Source organism: Sphingopyxis macrogoltabida, from assembly GCF_001314325.1.
GTDB lineage: Bacteria > Pseudomonadota > Alphaproteobacteria > Sphingomonadales > Sphingomonadaceae > Sphingopyxis > Sphingopyxis macrogoltabida.
The window spans coordinates 576274-596360 of sequence record NZ_CP009429.1; the positions used below are offsets into that span (position 1 = coordinate 576274).

General features: G+C 64.7%; 14 protein-coding genes. 8 read left to right on the forward strand and 6 right to left on the reverse strand.

Annotated elements, in window-relative coordinates:
- Nucleotides 1–93: 93 nt before the first annotated feature.
- Both LH19_RS02860 and LH19_RS02865 read left to right on the forward strand, forming a co-directional pair.
- The gene (locus LH19_RS02860; RefSeq protein WP_158514383.1) at nucleotides 94–1242 is read left to right on the forward strand and encodes an aromatic ring-hydroxylating oxygenase subunit alpha; all 1149 of its coding nucleotides are present in this window, start codon (nucleotides 94–96) and stop codon (nucleotides 1240–1242) included.
- 80 nt (nucleotides 1243–1322) lie between these two features.
- On the forward strand, nucleotides 1323–2858 hold the full coding sequence (locus LH19_RS02865; protein WP_054724763.1) for a class I adenylate-forming enzyme family protein: 1536 nt from the start codon (nucleotides 1323–1325) through the stop codon (nucleotides 2856–2858).
- Nucleotides 2859–2995: 137 nt separating this feature from the next.
- Here LH19_RS02865 and LH19_RS02870 read toward each other — a convergent pair whose 3' ends face one another.
- Nucleotides 2996–4615 (reverse strand): tannase/feruloyl esterase family alpha/beta hydrolase, encoded by a 1620-nt coding sequence (locus tag LH19_RS02870; RefSeq protein WP_082395389.1) that lies wholly within the window; start codon nucleotides 4613–4615, stop codon nucleotides 2996–2998.
- Nucleotides 4616–4795: 180 nt separating this feature from the next.
- On the opposite strand from LH19_RS02870, the gene LH19_RS02875 reads away from it, so the two are divergent.
- The 4 genes from LH19_RS02875 to LH19_RS02890 all read left to right on the forward strand — a co-directional run bounded on the left by LH19_RS02875 (nucleotide 4796) and on the right by LH19_RS02890 (nucleotide 10128).
- Nucleotides 4796–5422 carry a TetR/AcrR family transcriptional regulator gene (locus tag LH19_RS02875; protein ID WP_082395390.1) on the forward strand — a complete coding sequence of 209 codons (627 nt, stop codon included), beginning with the start codon at nucleotides 4796–4798 and terminating at the stop codon, nucleotides 5420–5422.
- Nucleotides 5423–5766: 344 nt separating this feature from the next.
- Entirely contained in the window at nucleotides 5767–8154 is a 2388-nt protein-coding gene (locus tag LH19_RS02880; RefSeq protein WP_158514384.1) for a TonB-dependent receptor, read from the forward strand.
- Nucleotides 8155–8216: 62 nt separating this feature from the next.
- Nucleotides 8217–8957: a cysteine hydrolase gene (locus LH19_RS02885; protein WP_145923329.1), complete on the forward strand. Its 741-nt coding sequence runs from the start codon at nucleotides 8217–8219 to the stop codon at nucleotides 8955–8957.
- On the forward strand, nucleotides 8947–10128 hold the full coding sequence (locus LH19_RS02890) for a CaiB/BaiF CoA transferase family protein (RefSeq protein WP_054724773.1): 1182 nt from the start codon (nucleotides 8947–8949) through the stop codon (nucleotides 10126–10128). Before LH19_RS02885 ends, LH19_RS02890 begins: the two co-directional genes overlap by 11 nt.
- Before the next feature lie 162 nt (nucleotides 10129–10290).
- Here the strand turns inward: LH19_RS02890 and LH19_RS28350 are convergent, their stop codons facing one another.
- On the reverse strand, nucleotides 10291–11496 hold the full coding sequence (locus tag LH19_RS28350; RefSeq protein ID WP_054724775.1) for an aromatic ring-hydroxylating oxygenase subunit alpha: 1206 nt from the start codon (nucleotides 11494–11496) through the stop codon (nucleotides 10291–10293).
- A 148-nt stretch (nucleotides 11497–11644) separates the two neighbouring features.
- Here LH19_RS28350 and LH19_RS02900 point away from each other — a divergent pair, with 148 nt between their 5' ends.
- Nucleotides 11645–13252, forward strand: a complete 1608-nt coding sequence (locus tag LH19_RS02900) for an AMP-binding protein (RefSeq protein WP_054724777.1) — start codon at nucleotides 11645–11647, stop codon at nucleotides 13250–13252.
- Here the strand turns inward: LH19_RS02900 and LH19_RS02905 are convergent.
- The 4 genes from LH19_RS02905 to LH19_RS02920 form a co-directional block, all read right to left on the reverse strand.
- Complete coding sequence (locus tag LH19_RS02905; RefSeq protein WP_054732926.1) at nucleotides 13224–14825, reverse strand: AMP-binding protein; 1602 nt, start codon at nucleotides 14823–14825, stop codon at nucleotides 13224–13226. The two genes, LH19_RS02900 and LH19_RS02905, sit on opposite strands and share 29 nt — an antisense overlap.
- Nucleotides 14826–14830: 5 nt before the next feature.
- Nucleotides 14831–15622, reverse strand: coding sequence for a DUF2889 domain-containing protein (locus LH19_RS02910; protein ID WP_054724779.1), 792 nt, complete (start codon nucleotides 15620–15622; stop codon nucleotides 14831–14833).
- A 109-nt stretch (nucleotides 15623–15731) separates the two neighbouring features.
- A complete protein-coding gene (locus tag LH19_RS02915; RefSeq protein ID WP_054588825.1) occupies nucleotides 15732–16340 on the reverse strand; it encodes a TetR/AcrR family transcriptional regulator in 609 nt (202 codons plus the stop codon).
- A gap of 83 nt (nucleotides 16341–16423) precedes the next feature.
- Complete coding sequence (locus LH19_RS02920) at nucleotides 16424–18538, reverse strand: molybdopterin-containing oxidoreductase family protein (protein WP_054724781.1); 2115 nt, start codon at nucleotides 18536–18538, stop codon at nucleotides 16424–16426.
- A gap of 97 nt (nucleotides 18539–18635) precedes the next feature.
- Here LH19_RS02920 and LH19_RS02925 point away from each other — a divergent pair, with 97 nt between their 5' ends.
- The gene (locus LH19_RS02925) at nucleotides 18636–20075 is read left to right on the forward strand and encodes an aldehyde dehydrogenase family protein (protein WP_234716065.1); all 1440 of its coding nucleotides are present in this window, start codon (nucleotides 18636–18638) and stop codon (nucleotides 20073–20075) included.
- Nucleotides 20076–20087 lie beyond the last annotated feature (12 nt).

The window sequence follows — 20087 nt, forward strand, 5'->3', positions numbered from 1 at the left end:
CGTGTCTGTCGATCGCCGGATGCTTGACGCCGCACTATAGATGAATTACAATCTTCGTAAAGTGTAAACATGCAGGATGGCGAGGGACAGGACATGAAAATCGAGCTGGATACGATCTATCGCCGCATCGTCGACCATCTGGAAAATGGCACGACCGACATGGCCGCCGATTCGATCGAGGTCCCCGCTGCGCATTTCACCGATACCGACCATCTGGCCCGCGAACTGGAAGTGTTCCGCCGCCAGCCGCTGGCCGCTGCAACGAGCATGGAGGTCCCCGAGCCGGGCAGCTTCGTGACCCGCGACATATTGGGCGTACCGCTGCTGATCGTGCGGCAGAAGGACGGTAGCGTCGGGGTGTTTCGCAACATGTGCCGCCACCGCGGCGGCAAGGTCGAGCAGGGCGACAAGGGGAAGAAGCCCTTTTTCGTCTGCGCCTATCACGGCTGGAGCTTCAAGGGCGACGGCAGCTTGCGCGGCGTGCCGTTCGAAGAGCAATATGGCACGCTCGACAAGGGGTGCCGCAACCTCTTCTCGGTCGAGGCCGAGGAACGCCATGGCCTGATCTGGATCAAGCTGCCGCAGGCGCCGCAGGATTTGTCGCTCGCCGACTATCTGGGCGAGGCCGACGAGCGGCTCGCGGCCTATGACATCGAACGGCTCACCGTGTTCATGGACCAGAAGATCGACCTCGACATCAACTGGAAGCTGGTGATGGACGGCGCGATCGACGTGCTGCACCCGCAATTTCTGCACGCCGAGGGGGTCGGCAAGCTGATCCAGACCGGCGCCGCGGTGTGGCTCGACCTCGGGCGGCACGGCCAATCCTATTCGGCGCGCAAGCGGTTGGCGCGCAAGCTCAAGGCCGGCGAACCGATCGACAAGGGATTCCGCTACCTGACCGGCAACCTGATGATCTTCCCGAACATGAGCGTGATCCCGACCCCCGACCATATCGAGCATTGGACGGTATGGCCGCACCTGACCGACCCCGGCAAATGCCATGTCCATATCCGCTTCCTGACCGATCCGGCCAAGCTGACCGACGAGGTCGCGGCGCGGATCAACCGGAGCTGGGACATTCTGCGGCAGGCGGCGACCGAGGAGGATTTCCCGATGGAGGAAATGATCCAGGCCAATGCCGCGGCGCTGCCGACCACCGATTTCCTCTATGGCGCGAACGAGGTGCCGACGCAGCATTTGCACCTGCAGATGGCGCGCGAGTTCGAGGCGTTGACCTGACGAGCGCGCCGCGCCGATGATCGAATGAAACGACCGGACGAAGAGCCGGGCCCCGCGACAAACCCCTCGGGAGAGACTGCATGAATATCGCCGAACTCGTTCGCTATTGGGCGCGCTGGAGACCGGGGCATACCGCGGTGATCACCGACGACGTCCGCACGAGCTGGGCCGAGTTCGACGCGCGCAGCGACGCGATTGCGCGCGGGTTGCGCGCTGCCGGTGTGGTCAAGGGCGACCGCGTCGGCATGCACCTCGACAACCGGATCGAGGCGCCGCTGCTCACCGTCGCCTGCCTGAAGCTCGGCGCGATGATCGTGCCGCTCAATTTCAAGCTGACGGCGAGCGAAATCCTGCCGCTGCTCGAGGATGCCGACTGCAAGCTCGTCGTCACCCAGGCGAAGCATCTGGGCCGGCTCGAACTGGCGGCGGCGAAGCTGCCGTTCAAGATCTACAGCCTCGACGGCAGCGATGTGCCGGGCTTCTCTTCGCTGCTGATCGACAGCGGTCCGGCGCCGGTCGAGGCGATCGGGCTGAACGATGCCGGTTTCCTCTGCTACACCTCGGGCACGACGGGGCGGCAGAAGGGCGCGCTGCTGACGCATGGCGGCGCCATGTATCCGGGGCTCGCCAAGAATATCGCCGAGGGGCTGACCTGGCGCGATTCGATCATGGTCGCGGTGCCCTTCGTCTTCACCGGCGCGATCGTCTCCTGCTTCATCCAGTTCGCGGTGAATGCGGGCGGCACGATGGTGCTCGAATCCGATTTCGACATCGACCGCTACCTCGACGTGATCCAGCGCCACCGCGTCAGTGCGGCGACGACGGTGCCGGTGGTATGGGAACGGCTGATGCGCTCGCCGGGGTTCGACAAGGCCGACCTGTCGAGCATGATTTCGGCCGCCGCGGGCGGCGCGCCGGTCAGCGTCGACCTGATCGAGGCCTATCGCGCCAAGGGCATTTCGCTGATCCAGTCCTACGGCCTGACCGAAGCGTCGGGGCTGGCCGCGACGATGCACGGCGAGGATGCGATCGCGCATATCGGCTGGGCCGGGCGCCCGATCGTTGGCAGCGAAATGAAGATCGGCGATGCCGACGGCAATGCGCTCGCCAATGGCGAGATCGGTGAGATCATGGTGCGCGGGCCGCATGTGATGCGCGAATATTGGCGCAATCCGGAAGCCACCGCCGCGACCTTCGCGGGCGACTGGCTGCGCACCGGCGACACCGGCATGATGAACGACGAAGGTTTCGTGAAGGTCGTCGACCGGTCGAAGGACATGATCATTTCGGGCGGCATCAACGTCTATCCGGCCGAGATCGAAAAGATCCTGTCGGCCAACCCGCATGTCCCCGAACTGGCGGTGATCGGGGTTCCGGACAGCGACTGGGGCGAAGTGCCGATGATCGTCGCGAGCGGCGTGAAGGACGAGGGCGCGGCGCTGTCGGCCTTCGAATGCGACGGGTCGGCGCAGCTCGCGCCGTTCAAGCGGCCGCGCCGGGTGGTGTTCATCGACGAACCGCTGCCGCGTACGCTGTCGGGCAAGATTTCCAAACCGACGCTGCGCGGGCTGTTCCCGGCGGTGCCCGAGGGGGCGCGGGCGCTGTTCGGGAAATAGGGGGCAGGAGCGGAGGTTCCCTTACCTTGTCATTCCCGCGAAAGCGGGAACCCAGTGTGGGGTCAGCCGACGGACGCTCGGGTCCCCGCTTTCGCGGGGATGACAAAAGTGGGGTGCGCCATCCACCCCTAAGCCGTCTACGGCGTCATCGTGCCCGTACAACTCCAGTTGCGCGCATCATTGATGTCGCTGTCCGCCGCGCCCGTAAACTGCGCCACCTTCGGAAAGGCGCAGATGCGGTACGTGCGCGCGGGCGGGGCCTCGACCACCGCCGGCTTTTCCTTGCTCATCCCCGACACATACATGGCGGTGTTCGAGGTCGAGTTGAGCTCGAGTTCGCGCGGGGCGTTGGTCATCAGGATTTCGGTCGGGCGGTGGCCCCCCTCGACCCAGCGCTCCATCGCCTCGAGCAGCGCACGCGAGCTGTCGGTCGGCGTGCCTTCGCCGCCACGGCAATGATACATGCCGGGGATGAAGAAACTCTGGAAAAAGTCTTCGCTCGCGGCGCCGTATTGCTGGCGGACGCCGGCGCTGTAATTGGCGGTATAGGCGGGCGGAACCGCTTCGTCGGATGCCCCGGTCCACATGATCAGCTTGCCGCCGGTCCGGGTCATGCCAGCCAGCTTTTCGGGGGCATAGCCATAGCCGCCGACCTTGTCCCAGATCGCCGCTTCGGCATTGCGCTGGCGCGGATCGGCAAAATCCATCTGGCTGAGCGCGTCATAGCCGTCACCGCGCAGCGCCTTCATGCTGAGCACGGTCGATCCGAACAAGGGCGGGCGTGTCGCGTCGGTCCAGGGCGGCGCGGCGGTTCCCAATCCGATCGGGCCCAGCAGCGCGGGGTTCGCCAGCCAGTAGCCGGGCGCCGATACCGCCGATCCCTTGATCGCAGGCAGCCCGCCCGCGAGCAATTCGAGCGTCGAATATTGCGCGTCGCTGAGGAAGGAGAAGAGGGTGCGCGACAGCTCGATACGCGTCGGGTCCCAGATCAGGCCGTCGCGCGCCCCGTCGCTTTCGTCGAACCGGTCCATGATCACCTGTCCGACGCGGCCCATCTCGGCCGGTGAAATCCAGCGCTTCGGATCGCGCGCGACATGCTGCGCGATATAGGCCCAGAAGGTCTGGATATAGGCGCTGGTGGGGGCGCCGCCGGCAATGAAACCGTCGGCGTCGCCCGGATAGCGTTCGGCCTCCATCAGCGTGCTGACGCCGCCGCCCGAGCAACCCATGATATAGCGCGGCATGCGCGGCCGGTCGTAATAGCCGCGCGCGATCGCCTGCGTCGCCAGCGCCGCGACATGCGCGCCGCGATGGGCATAATCCTCGGACTTTCCGGGGTCGGCGCGGAACGACATGTCGAGCGCGCCGGTCGAATGCGACCCCTTGTCGGTCGATGCGACGGCGTAGCCCGCGGTGATATGCTCGCGCGACGGGTTGACGATATAGCCGGCGGACCCGCCGGGAATGACCATCAGGTAACGGCCGTTCCAGCTCTGCGGCAGCGCGATCATGAAGCCGACGCTGTTCGGCCCGGGCTCGTCGGTGCGCACGATCCCGTCGATGCGGCAATAGGGCGCGGGGTCGGACAGCCATTGCACCGACCGGATTTCGACATCCTTGCCGCCCCAGCCGATCGCGCCGGTCGAGCAGGCCGCCGCGGCCGTGCCGGGGATCGCGGCCGGGGGCCCGTCCTGCGCCGCCGTCGCCGGCGTCGCTGCGATCATGCCCGCCGCCATCAACATCGCCCGATACCGCATATCTTTTCCTCCCGCTCCGCGTGATTCCAACGGATCGAGAATCCGTTAAGGCATCAAATAACAAAAAATGGAAAATGTAAATAACGATGCTATGGTCGGAACCGGACGCGGAGTCGGCTGTCGGGTTCGCGGGCGGCTGCGCTGGCCAAAAGCGCGGCGGAAAGCTAGGCAGGGGGAAGGATGGGAGAGGCATTGGACGATCCGGCACAACAGGCCATGCCCGATATCGGCAAGACCGGCGCGAGGATCGTCGACGGCGCGCGGCGCTGTTTCGAGCGTTACGGTATCGAGAAGACGACGATCGAGGATATTGCGCGCGCCGCCGGGGTCTCGCGCCCGACGGTCTATAAATTCTTCGGCGGCAAGATGGATATCGTCGATTACATCGGTTTCGCCGAACTCGACAAGATCCAGGAGCTTGTTCGCGCGCGTGTCCAGCGCCACCGGAATTTCGCCGACACGACCACCGAGGCGATCGTCGCGTCGGTGCAGGTGGCGAGCGGCAATCCCTATATCCGGCGCTTCGTCGAGGATCTGGAGGTGTCGGCGCAGAGCCAGCTCCCTACCAGCCCCTATCAGGAACAGGCGCGGCACCGCTGGGAGTCGGTGATGAAACGGGCGCAGGCGAGCGGCGAACTCGCGGCCGATCTGGATCCGGCCGACGTCGTCAACTGGCTGTCGCGCAACCAGGTCATGCTGCTGCGGGTGCTCGACCAGTTTCGCGGCGACGAGGACAAGCTGCGCCACATCGTCCGCCGCTTCGTTGTCGAGCCCCTGCTTGCCAATCGGGCGATCACGTCAAGCTGACTCCTTTGGACGGCACGGGCCCGATTCGCCTTACGCCCGACATCTGCCGTATCTTGGGCCATGATCGAAATTGCGAGGGTAATGGTCGATCAGACCCAAGAATCTCAAGCTTTTCTGCGCATTAAACTACATATCATAGATTGTGCACTGCAGCGTCGTTTCTGCGTTCGGCGACAGAGTTGACATTTTATCGAATCTGTTGTCTGTAAGTTTCGGGAGTGATGCACGGCATAGGACCGGCCGACACGATCTGCCCTGATCGCGTCGAGCAGCGCGCCTCCCACGATTTTGGACTGCGCGGGCTCGCCTCCACGAATGGCGGGCGCCGCAAATGGGAGGATGCTATGCGCTTTTCTTACAAGCTCGCCACCTGCTCGCTGGCAATTGCGGTTTCGACCGTCTCGACGGTGGCGATGGCCCAGACCGCCGACGACGGCGCCGACAGCTCGGGTGCCAATGAAATCGTCGTGACCGCGCAGAAGCGCGACGAACGGTTGCAGGACGTGCCGATCGCGGTAACCGCGTTCACGCCCGATCAACTCCAGCAAAGCGGCATCTCCGACGTTCTGGAACTGGCTGCGGTTACCCCGTCGCTGTTGATCACCGAAGGATCGAGCGCGGCGCAACCCTATATTCGCGGCGTCGGCGGCCGGAACATTACGCCGGGCAACGAAGCCACGACCGCGGTTTATGTCGATGGCGTCTATCAGACCGACAAGACCGGTATCCTGCTGCAGGGTTTCCCCGATGTGCAGTCGGTGCAGGTGCTGCGCGGTCCGCAAGGCACGCTTTTCGGCCGTAATGCGACCTCGGGCGCGATCCTTGTTACCACCCTGAAGCCCGACACCGAATTCGGGGGCATGCTCGAAGGCACCTATGGCACCGACGAGGAGGGCGCGCGCGGCTTCCTGACCGGCGGCCTGTCGGAGACGATGGCGGTCAGCGTCAGCGGCTTCTACCGTAACGAGCGTCCCTATATCCGCAACCGGACCCAGGCCCTGAACGGCGCCGGAAAATATGTCGGCGGCGACCAGAGCTTCGGCTTTCGCGGGTCGCTCTTGTGGGAAGCGACGCCCGATTTCACCGCGACGCTGTCGGGCTATTATTCCAAGGGCGAAACGAACGCCGTGGTGGCTTTGCAGCCGATCCTTGGAGAAACCACCACGACCGGTCAGGTCGCATCGGGTATCGACATCTCGCGGCCGGAACGTTCCTATTACGGCGAAATCGATCCCGAGGTTCGCTTTCAGGGCTATGGTGCATCGCTGACGCTCGACGCCGATGTCGGCGCGGTCAATATCAAGTCGATTTCGGCGTATAGCCACAGCACTTCGGGCGTCGAATATGATCTCGACGGCTCGCCCGCCCCCGTCTTCTGGTTCGATACGGCGCTCAAGGGGCGGAGCTACCAGCAGGAAATCGACATCACTTCGAAGAACGACGGCCCGTTCCAGTGGATCCTTGGCGGCTTTTATCTCAACTACCGCGACGGCTATGCGGGACTCGATCAATATGTCGGCCTGCCGGTTCCGGCAACGCTGCGGCCGCACACCATCCCGCAGGCGCTGCTCGATCGCTCGGCAGCCGGCGCTGGTCCGACGTCGGGCCTCGCTTACATCGATCAAAGCGCCTTTGTCACGGTCAAGTCGCTGGGGGTGTTCGGTGAAGCATCTTATGAGTTCAGCGACGCCGCCAAGCTGACGCTGGGGTTGCGCTACACCGACGAGAAGCATGTGCTCGACAAGGATAATGCCGGCACGACCTATGTGCCCGACGGGACCGGCGGCGTCATTGCGATCGCGAGCAATTCCGCCGCGATCTGCGCCGCGAACCCGGCATGCAAGGGGCTTAGCGCGCCTTTCTCCGAGCTGACTTATCGGGCGGTTTTCGACTATAAGTTCAGCGACGATGTCATGGGCTATCTGAGCTACAACCGCGGCTTCAAGAGCGGCGTCTATAATATTTCGTCGATCCCGAACGTCATCCCGACGCAGCCGGAGACGATCGATGCGTTCGAAGCCGGTCTCAAGACCAGCCTGTTCGATCGCAAGGTGACCTTCAACGCCGCCGCCTATTATTACAAATACGACAATCTGCAGGTTCCGGTGGTCGATCCGGTGACCAACACGCAGCAGTCGATCAATGCGGCCAAGGCGACGATTTCCGGTCTTGAAATCGAAGCAGCCTACCGCCCGAATGATCGCTTCTCGCTTTCGGCCGGCTTCGCGACTTTCTTCAAATCGGAATATGACAGCTTCAACAACTGCGCCATCTACCGCCGCCGGGCATCGGGACTCGCAGTCCCCCCCAACGCGGATTGTTCGGGCTTCGACCTGCCGGCAACGCCTGACGTCACCTTCAGCCTCCAGGCCAATTACGACATTCCGCTGGCCAATGGCGGGAAGTTCGAACTCAGCGGCCTGTTCAGCTATGTCGACGAGTTCGATCACGCAACTTACGGCGCTTATCCGGCGGGGGGCACGGGTGCCGGCGCCTATCCGGCCGGCATCGGACGCGCGCCGGTCCAGAAGGCGACGGAGACTTTGAACCTGTCGGCGACCTTCCATGCGCCCGACGACGCCTTCTATGTGTCAGTGTGGGGCAAGGATCTGTTCAACCAGAACGACGTCTTCCGCAACGTGTCGACCACGTCGTTCGGCTATTATTCGGTGCTGTCGCGCGGAACGACCGCCGGCGTCACGATCGGGACGAAGTTCGGATCGCAGCGCTAAAAAAGGGGCACGGCCGCCGGCGAGGGCACTGCCGGCGGCCGCGTTTTTCTAAGGAGAGCGACGTGGCCACTTCCCCCGGTGCCGCGGGCGACATGCTGCCGCCCGACCTCTCGGCGCATTGGTATAATGCCGGTGATTTTGCGCCCGGCGAGCCGTGGAGGGCATTCGATCCCCGCCGGACCGCGCTGGTCCTCGTCGACCTGATCAATTGGCAGGTCGATCCCGGCGGCCCTTCGATCGCCGCGATCCGCGCAGCCGGGCACCCCGAGCGCGCCGGCCATCTGCTCGATCGCTTCGCGGGCACCATCGCACCCAATCTCAAGCTGCTGTTGCCTGTAGCGCGCCGCGCGGGCGTGCGCATCGTTCATGCCCGGCTCGCCAGCCGGCATCCGGGCTATGCCGACATTGTTCCGGCGCTGCGCCCCTATGTGAAGGCGGCCGAGGCCCGTGACGGATCGCTCGCCGCGGCGCCGATCGCCGAGGTGGGCAACGAACCCGGCGACCTGTCGATCGTCAAGCGAGGATCGGGGGCCTTCGGCGGCACCGAGCTCGACTTCCTGCTCCGCCGCGAAGGCATCGAGACGATCCTCTATGCCGGGGTGGTGACGACGGCGTGCGTGCTGCTCAGCGTTGCCGCAGGGTTCGACCTTGGATACCGGCAATATCTGGTCGCCGATTGCACCGGCACCCTGTCGGGGCGCGACCAGGAAGATGCCGAGCGGCTGATCGGCAATTATCTCGCCGAAATCGTGACCGCCGCCGATGCTGTGGCGGCGATGGAGAAACACAGCGATGCCCTATGATTTCCTGACCGATCTGCTGGTGATCGAGGTCTCGCATTTCGGCCCCGATGCGCTTGGCGGCCGGCTCGCCGACATGGGCGCCCGGGTGATCAAGGTCGAAGACCCCGACGGCGGCGATCCGGTGCGCCGCGCCGGGCCGTGGTCGGTGGGTGAGGAACATGGCTTCTCCTATCTCCACCTCCGCTGGAATCGCGGCAAGGAAAGCGTGATCATCGACCTGGCGACCGAGCAGGGCCGGGCCGACTTCCTGACGCTGACGGAAAAAGCCGACGTTGTGATCGAAGGAATGCGCGCGGGCGTGATGGCGCGGCTCGGCCTCGGGTACGCGGTGCTGAAGGCGGCCAATCCCGCGATTGTCTTTTGCTCGCTGTCGGGGCTCGGTGAGACGGGTCCCTATGCCAAGCTCGCCTCGCACGGCCCGTCGTTCGACGCCTATGGCGGACTCGGCACACCGGCGGGCGAGAGCATCTCGCGCTACGACGGGCCGCAGGCGCCGTCGATCGGCATGTATGCCTATGGACTGGAGGCGGCTTTTGCGGTCGTTGCGGCGGTGCATCGCGCGCGCCGGACGGGCGAGGGCGCAGCGATCGAGGTCGCCGCCGCCGATTGCTCGGCGCACTGGATGCCCGAGGCGCTCGATCCGTTGCTCAATCCTGACGCGACCTTTGCGCGGCCGGGCTTCCTCGACGCGAGCGGCAAGATGCGTTTCTGGGCGCGGATGGAGAATTACCGCTGCGCCGACGGCAAGCTGATCTTCCTGATGACCTTCACCGCGAAGAGCTGGCAGGCGCTGCTGAAGCTGATCGGCCGGCCCGATCTCGACGCCATCTATACGCGCGAGCCGCAGACGGGGACCGAGGATGCCGAGGTCAATGCCGCGCTGATCCCGATCTTCGCCTCGCGCCCGCGCGCCGAATGGCTCGCGGATTTCGAGCGTGACAATGTCGCCGCAATGCCGGTGAACAGCTTTGCCGATGTGATTGCAGACCCGCATTTCCGGGCGCGCGACAACACATATCAGGCGACTCTTCCCGATGGACGGAAACTGACGCTGACCTCGTCGGCGATCCATGTCGCGGGGCAGCATTTCGGCATGCCGCTGGCGCCCGAAGCCGGCGAGGATAGCGCCGCGATCCGCGCGGAATTCGGACTCGGCGGGGACAGGGAATAGGGCGGCTTTTGGTCGGAAGCGGACTTTTCTTTGTCGTCACCCCGGGCTTGACCCGGGGCCTGCCTTTTCTTTGATCTGACGTCGAAAGAAGGAAGGCGGGTCCCGGGTCAAGCCCGGGATGACGACTTAACAAGCGACAGTTCTCCACCCCACAGCGGTCGTTCAGCCGCGCGCGGCGCGCGCCTGCATCGGAACGACGCTGGGTCCCGCCATCACCCGGTCATAGCTGCGGTGAAACTGCTGGTTGATGACCTCGTTGTGCGCGAGCAGCATCGTGCCGGTGTTCGGCATGTTCGCCGAGCGCTGGATGCTGTCGCCGATCGGCACGTCCTCGTTCAGGATCGCGGCCTCGGCGATGTCCCAATTCTTGGCGAGGATCGTCTGGCCTTTCTCGTCATAATCGCCCGGAGCCTTCGGGGTCAGGAAGCGCAGGTGGACGCGCGAGCGGCCGGGATCGTGGACGTCCTGATACATGGTCCAGAATTCGGCGTGATGCGGGTGCAACTGGATGCTGACATTGGGAAAGACCATATTGCCATAGACCACATAAGGGTCGAGGTCGTGCTCGCCCGGCTCGCTGTCGAGGATTTCGTCGATCTTGCGCCGCGGCGTCGTCGTTACCGCATGATCGCCGGTGCCTTCGACGCGCGCCATCATGTTCATGTAGAAATAGGGCCGGATCGTCGGGCCATGGACCCATTGGACATGGTAGCCGTCGGTCAGGCCGTCGACCATGATCTTCCAGTTCTGGTCGAAGGTGAAAAAGGCCTCGCGATAGAAATATTGCCGGTCGAGGCGATAGCCCGCGAGCACGCCGTCCATCACCGGGCCGAGGTGCGCGGCGACGTCGATCGACCCTTCGGGATTTTCGACGATCCAGACGAAGCCGTGACGCTCCTCGCACGGCAGCGCGATCAAATTGCGCTCGCGGCACGGCAGGCTGAGCCCCAGCGTCTGTTTGAAGGTGAGGCCGATCAGTTCGCCCTCATTGGTATAGGTCCAGCCGTGATAGGGGCAGGAAAAGCGCCCCTGCTTGCCCTCCGCCTCTGTCACCAAAGTCGCGCCGCGGTGGCGGCACATGTTGAGGAAGGCGCGGACCTGGCCGTCCTTGCCGCGCGTGACGAGCGCCTCGCTGCGGTTGAGCTTCACCGTCACATAGCTGCCCGATTCGGGGAGCTGGCTGCTGTGCAGTGCCATCATCGGATAATGTTCGAAGATCTTCTCGCGCTCGGCGACCGCGATATCGGGGTCCGAATAGACCGAGAGCGGATATTCGTAGGTTTCCTCGATCATGTCGGTGCTGTTGTCGCGGATATGGCGGAACAGTTTCTCCGCGACCTGCCGGTTATGTTCGGGGCTCAAATACATTCGTCTCTCCGTAGGGCGCCCGCGACGGAAGCGATTGCCTTTACACATATGTAGCATTGTAAATGGCAAAAGCCTATATAAAAAGGGCTTTGCAAAAAATGCGACTTTACGCAGCCGTGAATCGGCAAGGCAAAGCGCGGGGAGAGTTATGGTCGATACGCTGAAGATGCCCTCGGTCCCGGTGCTGATCCGCGAACGCGCGGCGCACGATCCGTCGGCGCCGTTCCTCACCGATGTCGCGGGCGGCACGATGACCGGCGGCGCGTTCCACGAGGCGGCGCTGCGGATTGCGGATGCCATGGCGGCGCTGGGGATCGAGCCGGGCGAATGCGTCGCGACGATGCTCGATCCGTGCCTGACCGCTTACACGGCGTGGATCGGGCTGAGCTGGCGCGGCGCGCTCGAAGTGCCGATCAATCCCGAATATAAGGGCAATCTGCTCGCCTATGCGCTCAACGATTGCCGTGCGCGGGTGCTGATCACCAGCAATGGCTGCATCGATCAGGTCAATGCGATCCGCGATCGGCTGGAGACGCTCGAACGCATTATCACGATCGATGATGCAGTGTGCGTCAGTGAAATTCCGGTGGCGACGCTGGCGTCGGTCGAGGCCGGGGCACCGCGGATCGAGCATGCGGAACCGACACTCGCCGACACCAACGCGGTTATCTACACCTCGGGCACCACCGGCCCATCGAAGGGTGTATTGCAGGCGTGGGGTTCGATCCAGCAGGTCCAGCATAATTTCAGCGGCGAGGCGATCGATCCCGATCAGGTGCCGGTCTATTATTCGCCGTGGCCGACCTTTCATTCGTCGGGGCGTGTCGGCTTTGTCTTCGCGGTGGTGCGCGGCGGGCATATGGTGTTTCGCAGCCGCTTTTCGGTCAGCCATTACTGGGCCGATGTGCGGGCACATGGCTGTACCCACACACAGTTGATGGGGATTGCGGGCTTCCTGATGAACGTCGAGCGGCGGTCGGACGACGCCGACAATCCGTTGCAATGGGTGCTGATGAACCCGGTGCTCCCCGATTATCGCGATTTCGAGACGCGCTTCGGGGTGAAGGTGTGCACCGGCTGGGGGATGACCGAGATCGGTTTTCCATTGAACGCCTCTAACCTTCCCAATGCGCAGACCTGCGGCAAGCTGTCGCCGCTCTACGAAGTGCGCATCGTCGATGCCGATGGCCGCGACCTTCCCGACGGGCAGGCGGGCGAATTGCTGATCCGCGGCAAGGCGCCTTTCCTGATCACGCAGGGCTATCTGAACAAGCCCGACGCGAACCGGAAGTCATGGCGCGACGGCTGGTATGCGACGGGCGATATCTTGCGCCGCGACCCCGACGGTTATTTCTACTTCCTCGACCGTGCCAACGACTATCTCCGCGTGCGCGGCAATAATGTCTCGTCGCTCGAGCTGGAGGGCGAGGTGCGCGGACATCCGGCGGTTGCCGAGGCAGCGGCGATCGCGGTGAAGGCGGCGGACGTTCCGGCGCTGCCCGGTAACGCCCGCGCCAGCGAGGATGAGATCAAGGTCGCCGTGCAACTGAATGGTTCGGTGCCGCTCAACGAGGGCGACCTCGTCGATTATCTCGCCGAGCGGCTACCGCGCTATATGGTGCCGCGCTTCGTCGAGTTCGTCGATGAATTGCCGCGTACGCCGACGGGCAAGATCCGCAAGGCGGGGCTGCGCGAGGCGCCGGTCAACGCGGCGACCTGGGACCGGCTCAGCCGATCCGTTCCCGCCGCAACCTGATCCCCGCCGCCTCGCGGTCCCAGGTGTCGTCGGTCACCCCGTCGTCGCGTAGCGCATATTTCTGGATCTTCTGCGTCGGGGTGCGCGGCAGGTCGGCCATCAGGCGAAAATAGCGCGGCACCATATAGTGCGGCAGGCGGGTGGCGAGAAAGTCGGTCAGCGCCTTGAGGTCGATCTCGGCGCCGTCCGAGGGCATGATGCACGCCATTACCTCATCCTCGGTCTTGTCGCTCGCGACCCCGATCACCGCGGCCTCCTTGACCCCGGTGAAGGCACGGATTTCCTGTTCGACCTCATAGGCGGAGATATTCTCGCCGCGGCGGCGGATCGCGTCCTTGCGGCGGTCGACGAAGAAATAATCGCCGTCGGCGTCGCGGCGCAGCAGGTCGCCGGTATGCAGCCAGCCGTTGCGCCAGGTTTCGGCGGTCGCCTCGGGATTTTTGTAATATTCGGTGAACATCGTCCAGGGCTGGTCGCAGCGCAGGATGGCTTCGCCGACCGCGCCATCGGGCACCTCGATGTCATGCTCGTCGACCAGCCGGATATGCTGCCCGGCGCGCAGCCGGCCGGCGACACCGATCTTGTCGGGGTTGAGCGGACTCTGCACCGGATTGGCGAGTTCGGTCATGCTGTAGGCGGCGAAGGCGCCGACCCCGAAGCGCGCGGTGAACGCCTTGACGTCGGCGGTGTAGGGCACCGCGCTCACCGATTTCAGGCTGTGGTCGCGGTCGTCGTCCGACGGCGGCGCGCTGAGCAGGAAGGGGATCATCGCGCCGAGCAGCGTCGTGGTGTTCGCGCCATGCTCGCGGACGATCTGCCAGAACTGGTCGGTCTTGAACGATTCGACGAGCACGACCGATCCGGCGTTCGAAAGCTGGCCATAAAGGCAGCCGAAGCCGCCCGAGTGGAAGATCGGCAGATGCGCGAGATGGCGATATTCGCGGCCGATCATCGCCGGCATCGCGGCGTGATAGAAGGTCCACATATGCGCGTAGGAGCACATCACCGCCTTCGACGGGCCGGTGGTGCCAGAGGTGAAGATGATCGTCATATTGTCCCAGGGCGCGAGCGGCTTCGCGAGATCGCCGGCATGTCCGGGCGCGTCCAGCATCGCCTCGCCGTGGAGGGTGAGGCCGTCGATCGGCTCCGCTTCGCCGCCGATGACGATCACCTGTTCAAGCATGCCGCGCTCGACCTCGGCGAGACGGGGCATGAGGTCGCGGTGGACCAGCCCGACCTTCGCGTCGGCCAGCCACAGCACGTGCCGGAGCAAGCTGCCGCGATAGGCGAGGTTTGCGGGCACGAAAACGCCGCCGAGCATATGCGTGCCGAGCCAGGCGCGCACTGCGGCCTTGCCGTTGGGCAACCAGTTGAAGACATGGTCGCCCTGTTCGACGCCCAGCTTCTTCAGGGCAGCGGCGGCGCGATGCGCCTGTTCGAGCGCCTCGGCGAAGCTCCATTCGCTGCCGTCCTGAAAGCGCATATAGAGATCGTCCGGATGCTCGCGCGCCTGCCGTTCGAGCAGGTAACGGGTGATCGCCTGATCGGAGGTGGGGAAGGGCATTTCGGACATCGGCGTCATTCCTGCTGTGCACGGGTGAAGGGAAAAAGCGCGGCCTCCTCGCGGCGGAGACCGGGGCGCGCGTTGGCGAGGCGGAGCGAGGTGGCGTAGCGCTCGGGCTGCGAGCCGAAGCAGGTTGCGGGCAACGGACCCGACAGCGCGCCGTCGCGGCCATAATATTGGGTGATGTCCATGCGCTGGCCGCGCCCGACGAAGGTGCCGCGCTGGATCAGGAACAGGCGTTGGAATTCCTCCGCCGACAGCCGCTCGGCGGCCCAGCGCGCGAAGCCGCTCAGTAGGGGCGCCCCCGCATAGGCGGCGGGCGCCGTGATCTGAAAATCGGCGTCGATCATGATTTCGAGCACAAGCGCACCGTCCTGAAGGAGTCGCACCGGCTGCTTGTCGAGGTCGGCGTCGGGCAGAATCACGTCATGCCGCCGATCATCGCGCCCCTGCGAGATATGCACCGCCGCGAGGCGCAGCGTGTCGAACATATGTGTGCAGTGCAGTGCGGGTTTGGCCTGCAGCCAGCGGGTGCGGAGATCCGCAACCAGGGGCAGGCCCGCGAGACCGGCGAGCGCGCCGTCGGCGCCCGCGCAGCTCGTCAGCGGATGGCGCTCCCAGCGCCCTTCGACGGCGGTCAGCGCGTGGTCGTCGTGTTGGATCCGCAGCGCGAGCGCGTGGAACGGATCCTCCAGCACCGCTTCGATCCGGTCGGGAGCGAGGCGGCGGAAGCGTGTCGTCCGGACGAAATAGCCGTCGCCATAGGCGGGATTAGCGGGCCTTGGGTGCGCCGGATCGTCGGTCATCGCTCGATCGGGCCTCCCATGCTCTGTCGCGATTTCCGCGGCTATTTAATCGATTGATTAAATAGCTGTGTCAGCTTGGGGAGGAGGCGTCAAGCCGCCTGTGATGGCCTCAGCGGATTTCGCTGCCTGCGAGCAGGGGTTGGACGATGAAACGCCGGATGAAGCGGCGCTTTTCGGCGTCGTCGATCTGCGGCGAAGCGACCTGCAGCATCAGCATCGCCTGCGCCCGCGCGAGCCAGTAGATGCATTCGTCGATTTCGAGGTCGGTCGCGATGTCGCCGCGGGCGCGCGCCTGTTCGAACATGTTCGCCCACCAGGTGCGCTGCAATTGCTGCATCAGGCTGCTGGGCGAGATCACCGATTCCTGAAACTCGATGCTTTCGACCATGCGGCGAATATAGATATTTTCGTTCGCCAGCCGGATCACGAGCAACAAAGTGTCGGACAGGAAGTCGGCGAAATCGTCGGAACGCACCAGCCGCCGCCGAACCTCGCTGTTGACCCGCCACGTCTCGCGCACCGAAATCTCGTCGAGGATCGCATCCTTGCTCGGATAATATTTATAGACGGTCGGACGCGACACCTTGGCGCGGCTCGCGATATTCTCGATCGTCGTCTTGCCGATCCCATATTGCTCGAAACAATCATAGGCGGCGCGCAGGATGCGCTCCTGCGTCGAATTGTCGTCCGTCCGGGCTGCCACCGGGCCGCTGTCCATCACCTGATCTCCTGCCCCGCGACGGGAATGCTGCATCGCGTCGTCGTTAGCAAGGTCGGTATCGCGAACAAGTCGCAAATTTGTCACGCTGCGGCGGCGATCTTGCGGACCGATACTTCCAGTCCGTCCATGATCGTCGTGCCCGAGATCGCCTCGACCGCCTCCGGACCGACCGGCAGCAGCCAGTTGATATTGCTGCCGCCCTGCGCATTGGCGTGCTGCCAGCCGCCGTGGTGGCCCCAACCGTGCGGATAGCTGACGGTGCCGGGGCGCATATCATCGGTGACCGCGATGCATACAGTGACCATCGCGGCGCCGGTCGACAGGTCGACGGCCTCGCCATCGTGCAAGTCTAGCCGCGCGGCGTCCTCGGGATGCATCAGCAGTTCGGGATGCTGGCTGCGGACGAGGCGCGGGACATTGTGCAGCCAGCTGTTGAGCGAACGGATGTCGCGGTGCGTGATCAGGCGCAGCGTATCGGTCGGTGCGGGCGTCAGCCGCGCGAACTCGTCGGCGATCATCGCGTGCCACAGCTTCGCGCGCCCGTCGGCGATGCGCGGCCATGGATCATAGGGATCGGGCAGGTCGACCATCACGCCGTGCGGCACGTCGCGGAGCTTGTCGAAGCTCCATCCCTCGCGCGCGCCCATGTCGTCGCCGGCGGGGCCGAGGCGGAAGGCCTTGTCGAGATCGTCCATCGGCCGGCCGTGCGTCGGTTTGCCCATGCGCGCGAGCAGGCCGTTGAAAATCTCCCATTCCGATCTGGCTTCGCCGACCGGCGGGATCACCGCATCGGTCACCTGCACGAAGGGACGGATCATCGAGCCCAGTCCCGCCATCGGATAATCGTCGCGTTCGAAAAAGGTCGGGACGGGCAGGATATAGTCGGCGTAGCGGTTGCTTTCGGTCTGGTAGAGGTCGAGCGCGACGATCAGGTCGAGTTGCCCAAGCGCGTCGACCAGCGCCTGCCCGCCGGGCGCCGACATCACCATATTGCCGCCGGTCAGGATCATCGCGCGCACCTGCCCCTCGCCGGGTTCCAAAATGTCCGCGGGCAGCATCGCCGAGGCGAGGAATTGCGCGACGCTGGGGAAGTCGCCGACGCGGCTGCGTGTGTCGCCATAGCCGCCGGTCAGCACCTTCTGCGATCCGCCGAGGATCGTGCGGCTGAAGATCGCGCCGCCGGGGCGCCCCAGCTTGCCGCCGAGCAGGTTGAGCGCGATCAGCAGGAAATTCTCGAGCGTCGCATGCGGCCCACGGCAGACGCCGAGCCGGCCATAGGCGACGGCGCGCGGGGTGGCGGCGAAGCTGCGCGCGAGCTCGGCGATGGTGCCCGCGTCGACGCCCGCGCGGCCGGCGCAGTCGACGAGGTCGTATTGCGCGACCGTGGACGCGAGGTCCGCGAAGCTATCGGTATGCGCGGCGACATAGTCGGCATCGTACAATTCTTCGTCGATCAGCACGCGGAGCAGCCCGAGCAGGAGCCAGACGTCGCCGTTGGCGCGTACCGCGACATGCTGGTAGCGGCGCGCAGTCTCGGTGCGGCGGGGGTCGACGACGACGACGCGTCCGCGTTCGGCGATCGCGTCGAGGTCGTGGCGCACGCGCGGCGACCAGACCATCGATCCGTTGGAAACCAGCGGATTGGCGCCGAACATCAGCAGCATGTCGGTATGCGGCAGGTCTGGAATGTCATAGGTCACCGCCGAGCCGAAAGCGAGATAACAGGCGGTCAGCCGCGCATTGGTATCCTGCGATCCCGCGCCATAATATTTGGTGATGCCGAGCGTCCCCAGGAATGCCTTGAGGCTGAACGACACGTCGATGCCGAAGGCGATCGGATTGCCCTTGTACGACGCGACCGCGTCGGGCCCGTGGGTGTCGATCACTTGGCCGAGCCGCGCCGCAATATCGTCGAGCGCTTCGTCCCAGCCGACGGGTGCGAATTCGCCCGGTCCGCCGACGCGCTTCAGCGGGGTCAGGATGCGGTCGGGGTCGTAGGTGACATTGTGGAAGGTGATCCCCTTCAGGCAGACATGGCCCAACGAATGCGGATTTTCCTTGTCGGGCTGGACGTCGGTGATGCGGCCGTCCTCGACTTTGGCGGCGAGCCCGCAATGCGCTTCGCAGAGGCGGCAGAAGGTGACATGCACCCCGTCCTCTCCGGGCTGGAGCCGCTTGGTCTGGCTCTCGGTCATCGCCTGCCCCTCATGAATCGCCTCTCATATCTAATAGTATTTGATTATCGCCGCAAATGGTGCAAATCCGGGGACGGGAACCGGATTTCCGAACGATATGGGCGAGGGTAAAATGGACTTTGCGAGCAACTACACGCTGACCATCGATGGCGCTGCGGTCGACACCGCGGAGCGCGTCGACGTGATCAATCCCGCGACGGGCAAGGCCTTTGCCTCGGCGCCCGCGGCCGGGCAGGCCGAGCTCGACCTCGCGGTCGCCGCGGCGAAGCGCGCGCTGCCGGCGTGGAAGGCGCTCGGCTGGGAGGGACGGCGCGAATTGCTGGTCAAAGCGGCGAAGGCGATCGAACCGCATCTCGACCAGTTCGCTGCCCTGTTTGTCGCCGAACAAGGGCGACCGACCGCGCTCGCCAAGGGTGAGGTGCAGATGGGCGCCTGGTGGCTGAAGTCGGTCGCGCGGCAGGACCTGCCCAACGAGGTGGTCGAGGACAGCGACACGCGCCAGGTGATCGTCAAGCACGAGCCGCTGGGCGTCGTCGCCGCGATCGTACCGTGGAATTTCCCGTTCCTGCTCGCGATGTGGAAGATCGCGCCGGCGCTGCTCGCGGGCAACACGATGGTGCTCAAACCGTCGCCCTACACCCCGCTCTGCTCGCTGAAGCTCGCCGAACTGTGGCGCGATATCCTGCCGGCCGGTGTCTATAATGTCATTTCGGGCGACGATGCGCTCGGCCCGCTGATGACCGCGCATCCGGGCTTTGCGAAGATCAGCTTCACCGGCTCGACCGCGACGGGCAAGCGCGTGATGGAGGCGGCATCGCGCGACCTCAAGCGCATCACGCTCGAACTTGGCGGCAACGACGCCGCGATCGTGCTGCCCGACGTCGACGTGGCGGAGGTCGCGCCGAAACTCTTCTTCGGGTCCTTCTACAACACGGCGCAGGTCTGCATCGCGACCAAGCGCATGTATATCCACGACGATATCTATGACGAGATGCTGGCCGCCTTCCACCGGCTCGCGAAGGAGGCGGTCGTCGGCGACGGGGCGCAGCAGGGGGTGCAATATGGTCCGGTCCAGAACCGTGCCCAATATGACCGCGTCCGCGGCCTGATCGACGGCGCGCGCGCCGAGGGGCTGAGCTTGCTGCAGGGCGCCAACGTGCCCGAGGGCGACGGCTATTTCATCCCGATCACGCTCGTCGACAACCCGCCCGAGGATGCGGCGGTGGTGACCGAGGAAGCCTTCGGCCCGGTGCTGCCGCTGCTGCGCTTTTCGAGCATCGAGGATGTCGTCGAGCGCGCGAACAATTGCGATTACGGCCTTGCGGGCGCGGTCTGGTCGAAGGATATCGACGCGGCGGTCGCGCTCGCCGACCGGATCGAAACCGGCACCGTCTGGATCAACGACAATTTCCAGAACGGCCCACATATCCCCTTCGCGGGGGCGAAGCAGTCCGGGTTCGGAGTCGAGAATGGCGCCGAGGGCCTGCGCGAATTCACCTTTCCGAAGGTGATCTTCGTGCCGAAGAAACCGGCCTGACGGGCGAGGGCG